The sequence below is a fragment of the Polaribacter sp. genome (genome assembly GCF_965656025.1).
GTDB lineage: Bacteria > Bacteroidota > Bacteroidia > Flavobacteriales > Flavobacteriaceae > Polaribacter.
Genome location: NZ_CBFHJT010000007.1, coordinates 48,607 through 58,933, shown reverse-complemented (window position 1 = coordinate 58,933; position 10,327 = coordinate 48,607). Strand labels below are relative to the sequence as shown.

General features: G+C 28.9%; 11 protein-coding genes and 2 tRNA genes. 7 read left to right on the top strand and 6 right to left on the bottom strand.

Annotated features, from left to right (window positions below):
- The first annotated feature begins 137 nt into the window (after positions 1–137).
- From sucD to ACTG3S_RS02475, 5 genes are all read left to right on the top strand, one after another.
- On the top strand, positions 138–1,010 hold the full coding sequence (gene sucD / locus ACTG3S_RS02495) for a succinate--CoA ligase subunit alpha (protein ID WP_439127800.1): 873 nt from the start codon (positions 138–140) through the stop codon (positions 1,008–1,010).
- Between the two features lie 87 nt (positions 1,011–1,097).
- A complete protein-coding gene (gene fabG, locus ACTG3S_RS02490) occupies positions 1,098–1,844 on the top strand; it encodes a 3-oxoacyl-[acyl-carrier-protein] reductase (RefSeq protein WP_439127795.1) in 747 nt (248 codons plus the stop codon).
- A gap of 261 nt (positions 1,845–2,105) precedes the next feature.
- Positions 2,106–4,004 (top strand): VWA domain-containing protein, encoded by a 1,899-nt coding sequence (locus ACTG3S_RS02485; protein ID WP_439127794.1) that lies wholly within the window; start codon positions 2,106–2,108, stop codon positions 4,002–4,004.
- Positions 4,005–4,063: 59 nt separating this feature from the next.
- Positions 4,064–4,963 (top strand): cation diffusion facilitator family transporter, encoded by a 900-nt coding sequence (locus tag ACTG3S_RS02480; RefSeq protein WP_439127793.1) that lies wholly within the window; start codon positions 4,064–4,066, stop codon positions 4,961–4,963.
- A 34-nt stretch (positions 4,964–4,997) separates the two neighbouring features.
- Positions 4,998–5,828: a prohibitin family protein gene (locus ACTG3S_RS02475; RefSeq protein WP_439127792.1), complete on the top strand. Its 831-nt coding sequence runs from the start codon at positions 4,998–5,000 to the stop codon at positions 5,826–5,828.
- A gap of 358 nt (positions 5,829–6,186) precedes the next feature.
- On the opposite strand, the gene ACTG3S_RS02470 is transcribed toward ACTG3S_RS02475, so the two are convergent.
- The 3 genes from ACTG3S_RS02470 to ACTG3S_RS02460 all read right to left on the bottom strand — a co-directional run bounded on the left by ACTG3S_RS02470 (position 6,187) and on the right by ACTG3S_RS02460 (position 7,262).
- A complete protein-coding gene (locus ACTG3S_RS02470) occupies positions 6,187–6,990 on the bottom strand; it encodes a carboxypeptidase-like regulatory domain-containing protein (RefSeq protein WP_439127791.1) in 804 nt (267 codons plus the stop codon).
- A gap of 68 nt (positions 6,991–7,058) precedes the next feature.
- Positions 7,059–7,142: transfer RNA gene (locus ACTG3S_RS02465), tRNA-Leu, on the bottom strand.
- A 47-nt stretch (positions 7,143–7,189) separates the two neighbouring features.
- A tRNA-Lys gene (locus tag ACTG3S_RS02460) sits at positions 7,190–7,262 on the bottom strand.
- 96 nt (positions 7,263–7,358) lie between these two features.
- On the opposite strand from ACTG3S_RS02460, the gene ACTG3S_RS02455 reads away from it, so the two are divergent.
- Positions 7,359–7,874, top strand: coding sequence for a shikimate kinase (locus ACTG3S_RS02455; RefSeq protein WP_439127790.1), 516 nt, complete (start codon positions 7,359–7,361; stop codon positions 7,872–7,874).
- Here ACTG3S_RS02455 and ACTG3S_RS02450 read toward each other — a convergent pair.
- A complete protein-coding gene (locus tag ACTG3S_RS02450; RefSeq protein WP_439127789.1) occupies positions 7,866–8,369 on the bottom strand; it encodes a phosphoribosyltransferase domain-containing protein in 504 nt (167 codons plus the stop codon). The two genes, ACTG3S_RS02455 and ACTG3S_RS02450, sit on opposite strands and share 9 nt — an antisense overlap.
- Entirely contained in the window at positions 8,366–8,746 is a 381-nt protein-coding gene (locus ACTG3S_RS02445; RefSeq protein ID WP_439127788.1) for an RNA-binding S4 domain-containing protein, read from the bottom strand. The genes ACTG3S_RS02450 and ACTG3S_RS02445 overlap by 4 nt, the downstream gene beginning before the upstream one ends.
- 79 nt (positions 8,747–8,825) lie before the next feature.
- On the opposite strand from ACTG3S_RS02445, the gene ACTG3S_RS02440 reads away from it, so the two are divergent.
- The gene (locus ACTG3S_RS02440) at positions 8,826–9,638 is read left to right on the top strand and encodes an FKBP-type peptidyl-prolyl cis-trans isomerase (protein WP_439127787.1); all 813 of its coding nucleotides are present in this window, start codon (positions 8,826–8,828) and stop codon (positions 9,636–9,638) included.
- Positions 9,639–9,709: 71 nt separating this feature from the next.
- Here the strand turns inward: ACTG3S_RS02440 and ACTG3S_RS02435 are convergent, their stop codons facing one another.
- Positions 9,710–10,315 carry a porin family protein gene (locus tag ACTG3S_RS02435; protein ID WP_439127786.1) on the bottom strand — a complete coding sequence of 202 codons (606 nt, stop codon included), beginning with the start codon at positions 10,313–10,315 and terminating at the stop codon, positions 9,710–9,712.
- Between the last annotated feature and the right edge of the window lie 12 nt (positions 10,316–10,327).

Here is a 10,327-nt window from a genome sequence, read left to right as displayed (position 1 = left end):
TTTAGAATAAGAAAAAGTAGATTTTCTTTTTTAAAAACAATCAATAAGTTATTTTTGCATTGAATAAAATTAATCGAACTCCATTTATTTCTTTTTTTTAAGAAATGTCAATATTAAATGGGCTTAAAAACAAACCAATGAGTGTTTTAGTAAATAAAAATTCAAAAATAATAGTACAAGGTTTTACAGGTAGTGAAGGTACTTTTCACGCAGGTCAAATGATAGACTATGGGACCAATGTTGTTGGTGGTGTTACTCCAGGTAAAGGAGGGCAAGAACACTTAAACAAACCTGTTTTTAATACGGTTGTAGAAGCTGTAGAAAAAGTAGGCGCAGATACTTCTATTATTTTTGTACCACCAGCTTTTGCAGCAGATGCAATTATGGAATCTGCAGATGCAGGTATTAAAGTAATTATTTGTATTACAGAAGGTATACCCACTGCAGATATGGTAAAAGTTAAAGCTTACATTGCAGATAAAGATTGTAGATTGGTTGGACCAAATTGTCCAGGTGTAATTACTCCAGATGAAGCTAAAGTAGGTATTATGCCAGGTTTTATCTTTAAAAAAGGGAAAGTAGGTATTGTATCTAAATCGGGTACGTTAACTTACGAAGCTGCTGACCAAGTTGTAAAACAAGGTTTTGGTATTACTACTGCAATTGGTATTGGTGGAGACCCAATTATTGGAACTACAACAAAAGAAGCTGTAGAAATGTTAATGAATGATGATGAAACTGAAGCAATTGTAATGATTGGTGAAATTGGTGGAAATTTAGAAGCAGAAGCTGCACAATGGATTAAAGCTGATGGTAATAGAAAACCAGTTGTAGGTTTTATTGCTGGACAAACCGCTCCAGCAGGAAGAACAATGGGGCACGCAGGTGCTATTGTTGGTGGTGCAGATGATACAGCTCAAGCAAAAATGAAAATTTTAGCTGCAAATGGCGTACACGTTGTAAGTTCTCCAGCTAAAATAGGAGAAATGGTAGCAAGTGTTTTAAAATAATAAATATTAAGTTATAACAAACCCAATAAATTCCCGTGAAAACGGGAATTTCTTTTTTATATTTGAATATCAACTAAATAAAATATTATGAAATTATTAGAAAATAAATCTGCAATTGTTACAGGAGCAACTAGAGGAATTGGAAGAAGTATTGCTGTAGAATTTGCAAAACAAGGTGCAAATGTTGCATTCACATATAGCTCTTCTGTTGATGCTGCCAAAGCTTTAGAAGAAGAACTTACTTCTTATGGTGTTTCTGCAAAAGGATATCAATCTAACGCTGCAGATTTTAATGCAGCCCAAGAGTTGGCAAAAGATGTACAAAAAGAATTTGGAAGCATTGATATTTTAGTAAATAATGCAGGTATCACTAAAGATAATCTGTTAATGCGTATTTCGGAAGAAGATTTTGATAAAGTAATAGAAGTGAATCTGAAATCTGTTTTTAATCTAACAAAAGCAGTAATAAGACCAATGATGAAACAAAGAGCAGGTTCTATTATTAATATGAGTTCTGTTGTTGGTTTGAAAGGTAATGCAGGACAAGCAAATTATGCAGCATCTAAAGCTGGAATTGTAGGTTTTTCTAAATCTGTTGCCTTAGAATTAGGTTCTAGAAACGTAAGAAGTAATGTAATTGCACCAGGTTTTATAGAAACTGAAATGACTGCAAAATTAGATGAAGCTACTGTACAATCTTGGAGAGATGGAATTCCATTAAAAAGAGGAGGACAGCCAGTAGATATTGCAAATGCATGTATATTTTTGGCATCTGATATGAGTGCTTACATTACAGGACAAACATTATCTGTAGATGGTGGTATGTTAACTTAAATTTTTAATTTAAGTTATTCTGAACTTGTTTCAGAATCTAATTTAAATAAACTTAAAACCTACAACAAATTAACGTTGTAGGTTTTCTTTTTTAAGTTTGTTATTTATATCTTTCACACAAATAATAAAACATTGCAGTCAACAACTATTTTATATATAATCATAGCTTTATTATTAAGTCTTTTTGTGGCTTATTTTCAATATTTTTATAAAGTAAAAAAGTCACCAAAAATTACAATTCTGCTTTTTATATTAAAAGCATTGTCCTTATTTTTATTGATTTTATTATTGATAAATCCCAAAATAAAAACAACTACTTACAAAAACATCAAACCAACACTTTCTATTTTAGTTGATAATTCTAAGTCAATTGATTTTTTTAAAGAAAAAGAAAATGTAAAAGATTTAATAAGTACTTTAAAAAGTAATACTAGTTTAAATGATAAGTTTGCGTTAGAAAATTTTGCTTTTGGCGATGATTTACAAATTGAAGATAGCTTATCATTTAACGCAAACGAAACCAACATTTACAAGGCTTTAAATGACTTACATAATCTTAATAAAAGTAAAAATGCACCTATTCTTTTAATTACAGATGGCAACCAAACGATTGGGAATGACTATGAATTTATAAACACAAAACAAAAAATATATCCAATAGTTGTTGGAGATACCACTATTTACAAGGACCTTAAAATAAGTCAGGTAAACGTAAATAAATACAGCTATATTAAAAATAAATTTCCTGCAGAGGTAATTTTAAATTATCAAGGTAATGAAAATGTTACCACAAAACTTTCTATTTTTAGTGGAGGTAAAGTTGTTTATTCTAAAAATATTAGCTTTTCTAAAGAAGCAAATTCTAAAATTATAACTACAAATTTAGCTTCTATAAAAGAAGGTGTTAATTATTACACAGCCTCCTTACAAAAAATAGAAAACGAAAAAAACATTCAAAATAATACTAAAAACTTTTCTGTAGAAGTTATAGACGAACAGACAAAAGTGTTAATTTTAAGTACTGTTTTACATCCAGATATTGGTGCTTTAAAAAAGGCGATAGAAAGTAACAAACAACGTTCTGTAGATGTTTTTTTAATTGACAAATTTAAAAATCAAATAAATGATTATCAGTTAGTTGTTTTGTTCAATCCAAACAATGAGTTTAAAAATATATTTACTAAAATAAAACAAAATAATAATAACTTTATTCTGATTTCTGGCGCAAATACAGATTGGAATTTTTTAAACAATCAACAATTAGGTTTTTCAAAAAAGTTTATCAATCAGACAGAAAATTACGGTGCAAATTACAATGGTAATTTTTTAACTTTTCTACAGAAGGATATTGGTTTTAATCAATTTTCTCCTTTAGAAGATAAGTTTGGTGAAATTTTATTTTCAAAAGATCATCAAGATTTGTTAACTCAAAATATAAACGGATTACAAACCAATCAACCTTTATTATCTGTTTTAGATGTTAATAACCAAAAAATTAGTGTGCTATTTGGCGAAGGTATTTGGAAATGGAGAGCAACCAGTTTTTTAAATACCAATTCTTTTCAAGAGTTTGATCAATTTATTGGCAATTTAGTTCAGTTTACGGCATCTAATAAAAAAAGAAGTCGTTTAGAGGTGAATACAGAAAATCTATATCCAGCCAATTCAAATATTAATATATCTGCCTTTTATACAGATAAAAATTATCAATTTGATGCAAGAGCATCCTTAGAGATCACCATTACAAATACAGAAACAAAAGAAACGAAAAAGTTACCATTATCACTTATAAATAACTCTTACCAGGTTTCTGTAAATAATTTAATATCTGGTAACTATAATTTTAAAGTAGATGTTTTAGGGCAAAATATTAAAAAGTATGGTAAATTTAAGGTAACAGATTATCAAATTGAAGAACAATTTACAAGTGCTAACAAATCGAAATTGTTAAAATTAGCTTCTAAAACAGGAGGGAAGTTATATTATAAAACCCAAATAGAGAGTTTAATAGAAAACTTATTAGAAGATAAAAGATATTTTACAACCCAAAAGTCTATCGATAAAGAACAAAATTTAATAGACTGGAAATGGATTTTATTTTTAGTAGTTGTACTTTTTACTGCAGAGTGGTTTATCAGAAAATATTTTGGTAAAATTTAATAAACTTCAATTAAAATTGCATCTTTTAAAAGTTTTTACCGTCATATATTAAAAATAATATGTCAAATCATAATCAACATAATCATTCTGCAACAAATAATATTAGTACTGCCTTTTTTTTAAATCTTTTATTTACAATTATTGAGTTTTTTGGAGCATTTTACACAAATAGTTTGGCTATTATGTCAGACGCTATTCACGATTTAGGAGATTCTTTAAGCTTAGGAATGTCATGGTATTTTCAAAAAATATCAACTAAAAAAGCAACAAAAATCTATTCTTATGGATTTAAAAGGTTTTCTTTATTAGGGGCAATTATAAACTCTATAATCTTATTAATAGGCTCTTTTTTTGTAATTTATAAAGCCATACCAAGAATTATCAATCCAGAAGAGTCAGATGCAAAAGGAATGATGTGGTTTGCAATCTTAGGGATTATTATAAATGGTGCAGCGGTTTTAAAATTAACGCAAGGAAAATCATTAAATGAACGTGTAGTTACTTTACATTTATTAGAAGACGTTTTAGGTTGGGTAGCTGTATTAATTGCAAGTATTGTTATGCAATTTTGGGATATCCCAATTTTAGACCCATTATTATCTTTGGCTATTGCTTTTTTTATTCTGTTCAATATTTATAAAAATGGTAAAGAAAGTATCAGAATTATTTTACAAGGTGCTCCAATAAAAATTTCTTTAGATGATATAAGAGACGCAATACTAAAAAATAAGAACATAAAAAGTTTACAAGATTCTCATTTATGGACAATGGATGGAGAGCAAAATGTTTTTACAGCCCATTTAATTTTAGTTGATACTTCTATTACTTCGAAAGAATCTTTAAAAATAAAACAAGATATTAAAGCTGTTTTATTAAATAAATTTCAACTAGAACATATTACCTTAGAGATAGTTAATTTAGAAGATTCTGAGTATATAGATTGTGTTTCATCAAGTTAATTCGTAAATTTGATAAAACTTAAAATAAACAAAAATGGCAAGAAATCAAGCAGAACTTAATTTTCCAAAAGGTGGCGTCCTTTTTATCATAGTAGCCGTAGTTTTAATCATATTATTTTCTAGATCTACAGTAACTATTGGTCCTGGTGAGGGTGGTGTAGTTTTCGAAAGATTTGGAGATGGTATCAACACAGACAAAACATATGGAGAAGGTTTTCAAATAGTGGCTCCTTGGAATGAAATGATTGTACGTAAAGTACGTCAGCAATCTATTTCAGATGAAATGAATGTTTTATCTGTAAACGGGTTAGAAGTAAAGGTAAGTGGTACAATTTGGTATGAACCTGAATTCTCTAAATTAGGTCTTTTAATTAAAACGAAAGGAGAAGATTATGAGCGTGAATTATTAGATCCTGCAATAAATGCGGCAGCAAGAAGTGTTGTTGGACGCTACACACCAGAACAATTATATTCAAGTAAAAGAGATGTAATTGAACAAGAAATTTTAGATGAAATAACAAAACTTTTAGAAGACCAATATTTAATTGTAAAAAGAGTTTTAGTAGAAGACGTAAAATTACCACCTACAATTAGAACAGCAATTGAAACTAAATTAAAGCAAGAGCAAGAGTCTTTAGAGTATGAGTTTAGATTAGCAAAAGCTAAAAAAGAAGCAGAAAGACAAAAAATTGATGCAGAAGGTAAAGCTGTAGCAAATAAAATTTTAAGTGCTTCTTTAACAGATAAGATACTACAAGAGAAAGGAATAGAAGCAACATTAGAGCTTTCTAAATCTCCAAATAGTAAAGTTGTTTTAATAGGCTCTGGTAAATCTGGCATGCCAATTATATTAGGTAACCAATAAAATTAAAACATACTTTTAAAAAAAAAATCTAGCTTTTGCTAGATTTTTTTTGTTTAACACTATTTTAAATGTAATTCCTAAAGTTCTGTTAAAGAGAAAATAATGTGTAACTAATAGGTAATGTCATCGTCTTATTTATGAATACGAAAAACAAAATATACATTATGATATCAACAGAAACCAAAAACAGAGAAAATAAAAAAAACGAAATAGTTTTTTCTAAAAGAAATACTTGGAACACCAGAAGAAAGTATAACTACAAATACATTACAACTGTATTTTAGTTAGTTATTAGTTAGTTTTTAATAGTTGATCAAGGTCAGAAACATGGTTTCTGGCCTTTTTCATTGATAAGTACTTAATTTTTTTCAGGAATTTTGTTTCGTTCAATTTTACCCTTTTTCAAGGCTTTGTAGTTTTCATAACAATCTAAAACAGCCTCTATCATTTGTAAATCAGACGCTTTTTTTATAAAATATGCAGAGTAATTGCAGTCTGTTAAAAGTTCAGAAAGTTCTTGTCTGTCCATTTCTAAATATTCCATCATAACCTCTCGATCAAACTTACCCGCTAGCATTTTACGCAAATCGTCTTCTTTTTTTAATGTTTGTAGCTTTTTTAATTGTTTGGGTTTTTTTCCGAATAAATTATATAAAAAATCTACTGGTTGAAACAAAGCAGCTACTGGCGATGAAAAGTTTTTACTCCTTGGTTTACCTACTTCATAAGTTTGCGGCAAACCGTTAATGTGTATTCTTGTAAAACGATCTTTTGGCACCATTTTTACATCAACCTCTAAAACACCAATTAATTTTGTAGATCTAATAACTACCTCTTTAATTTCTTCTGGTTTTTCATACAAAGCAATTTCTAATTCATTTCCTTTTAGTAAATCATTCGTAATTTTTAATTTTATGGAAGAATACCCTAAATAGGATACTAAAATTGTATCATTTACTCTTGTTGGTAATTCAAAAAAACCTTTATCATCTGTAATAGTTCCCTTAACAGAGTTTAAATTAAGCACGTGAGCAGCACTTAACGCTTTATTATTAGTAGCATGTATAATTTGACCTTTTAACGTTTTAATGCGTAAAGAATCTTTTTGAGAGAATATGCTTAATGTTAGAAATAAGCATAAAAATAATAGTATTTTTTGCATAATACAATAATAGTAATTATCAAGTATAGTTTGGTTAATTATTTGTGAAAGAAATAAAAATAAAAATGTGCGCACGAGAAGATTCGAACTTCCACAAACTTGCGTTTACAGCCCCCTCAAGGCTGCGCGTCTACCAGTTTCGCCACGTGCGCTTTATTTTTAATAAAAAAAGGCTAAGCTTTAAGCTTAACCTTTTGTGTGACCGGGCTGGGGCTCGAACCCAGGACCCTCTCCTTAAAAGGGAGATGCTCTACCAACTGAGCTACCAGGTCTTTTTCTTAAATCGGTTGCAAATATACTATCAATATTGAAATTATAGGCATAAAAATGAAATTTTTTTATCGATATTTGTCAAAATTTTAGAAAAAATGAAAATCATCCTTTTAGGGTATATGGCATCTGGAAAAACAAGTATTGGTAAAAAACTTGCTAAAAAGTTATCTATGAAGTTTTTAGACCTAGATGACTATATAGAAGAGAAAGAAAATAGGTCGATTTCTGAAATCTTTAAAGAAAAAGGAGAAGTGTATTTTAGAATTATAGAAAACAAATATTTACTAGAATTATTAGATAAAAAGACTTCTTTTATACTTGCTTTAGGTGGTGGTACACCTTGTTATGCAAATAATATGGATTTTATAAATAAAACTGATGCACATTCTATTTATTTAAATGGTAGTACTGCAAATATGATTGAAAGGTTGATTAGAAAAAAGAGTAAAAGACCTTTAGTGGCTTCTTTAGATGATGATAAAATTCCAGAATTTGTGGCAAAACATTTATTTGAAAGACGTCCTTTTTATGAAAAAGCGAAAACTACTATTTCTATAGATAACAAAACTAAAAAAGAGGTTGCTAAAGAGCTTTATGAGCTATTAAACTAAATAAGCTTTTGCTTGATTGTTAAAAAACTCTACTTGTACATGTTCTTTAATTGAAGTAGATAAAGAAATGCCTTTAAAATCTGCCTTAACAGGATATTTTTTATGATTTCTATTAACTAAAACAGCAGTTTTAAAACGCTTTAAAGGTACATCTAAAAAATGTTTAATACCGTAAATTAAAGTAGTTCCAGAGTTTAAAACGTCATCTACCAACACTAAAGATTTGTTTTTGTAATCTTTAATTTCTAAAGATGTAGTTATTGTTTCTAAAGGTTTTTTCTTGTTGATCTTCACTTCGCATAAAGTAATTGTAAGTGGCGATATTTGCTCTAAAATATTCGCAATTTTTTTAGCAAAGGTGTAACCATTGCCAATAATACCAGCTATTACGACTTCTTTTTCATTAACGTTACTCTCGTAAATTTGATAAGCGATTCTTTTTATTTTTTGATTTATTTGAGCTGTATTTAAAATGTTATTGTCTGTTACAATCATAAGTCTTCGTTTGTATCGTCTTGAAAGTTATCTATATCTCTTCTATCTTTTTTAGTAGGTCTACCCACTCCTTTTTTTCTGTAATAATCTTTGGCATATTTTAAAAGTGCTGTTTTTTCAAACTCTTCTTTAGGGGTAACATCTTTTCTAAATTGATCTACCAATTTTGCGCCAACTCTACTTTCTGGTAAATTTAAAACTTTAAATTGATAGTTAATCTGATTTTTTCGAACTAAAATTAATTCGCCACCAAAAACCTCTTTAGAAGGTTTTAAGTTGGTGCCATTTATTTTAACCTGTCCTTTTTTACACGCTGTTGTGGCAATACTTCTGGTTTTAAAAACCCGAATACACCATAAAAATTTATCAATCCTCATAAAAAAAGTTAAAATGTTATGTTTGTCTTTTTACAAAGGTATAAAAATGGTAAATTGCGCCCATAAATTTTAAGATTAAATGAATAAAATTAAAAATATTTTTTTGTTATTACTTTTAGGAGTAGTTTTATTTAATGCGTGTGATGATCAACCAACTGGTTTTCAAAATCCCTTTCTAGATATTGACCATGAGGCATTGGCCTTGGCAGATAATGATACTTTGGTAAAGTTTTTAAAAAGCCATTATTATGATAGTGGTTTAGATTCTGTTAAGGTTTTAGTAAATGGAGAAACCCCATTATTTGAAGATAGCAAACTAATAACAGTACCAGCAATTAGAAATGATATTGATTACAAACTTTACGTGTATCAAACTAGAGTTGGAGATCCAGCACCAGATACTGATAAAGGTTTTCCTAGTGTTGCAGATTCTATTTTTGCAAAATATTCTGGACAAGCTATTGTAAATGGATCAGAATTAGGCAGTAGATTTGATAGCAATACAACTGGAGCTTGGTTTTCTTATTCTAACCTAGCTGTTAGAGGTTGGTCCTATGGATTTGAGCTTTTTAAAGGTGGTTACTTAAAAAAGGAAGCAAATGGTGATCCTTTTAACGGACCAATTACTTATTTAAATGGAGGCAAAGGAGTTTTATTTATTCCTTCTGGTTTAGCATATACTTCTATAAATCCCAACAATTATACAAGTAATTTAGTAAACGCTAATTTAATGTTTTATATAGAATTATTAGATTTTGTTGAAGATACAGACCATGATAATGATGGAACACCTTCTGCAGATGAAGATGCAAATGGAGACGGAGATCTAACCAATGATTTTAGTGATACAGACAGACCAACGTTACCAGATTACTTAAATCCGAATGTGTAAGTATTTGTAATATTGATATAAAAAAAAAGTCTCTTGAGTTTTCAAGAGACTTTTTTTTGCATTATTTTTTATTATAATTTATAAGATAAACCAAAAATTATTTGATTAACTCTTGTATCAAACTCTACTTTTGTAGCACCGTTTAGAAAGCTGGATTCTATATCATTAAAACCTCTTTCCCAACGAACGTCTATACCTAATCTACCAAGTTCTATACCACCTCCAAATTGAAGACCAACAGTAAAACCATCTCCTTCTACATCTGGTATATCGCTAATGCTAAAGTCAGAATCTAAAACATATTGAAAAGAAGGGCCAACAAAGATATTTCCCACTCCAAATATTTTTTTACCTAATAATACAGGAATATCAATTTTTTGGAAACTAAAAGTTGTTGTTTTTGCAGATGCACCACCATTATATGTAATATCATTCTGTAAATTGGTATATACTAATTCTGGTCTTATGTACAAGCCTAAAATAGGTATTTTACCTCTTAACCAAATACCCGCATGATAACCTGCTTTGTTTTCAGCTCCATCAAAAACATCTTGTCCTGTTTCTTTAATAGAGTTAGAATTGTAGTTGATACCACCTTTTAAACCAAAGCTTACTTGTGCACTAGAAGTTTGACTAAAAGCAAAAGCCAAACAAATTAATAAGATTACTTTTTTCATAATTTTCATTTT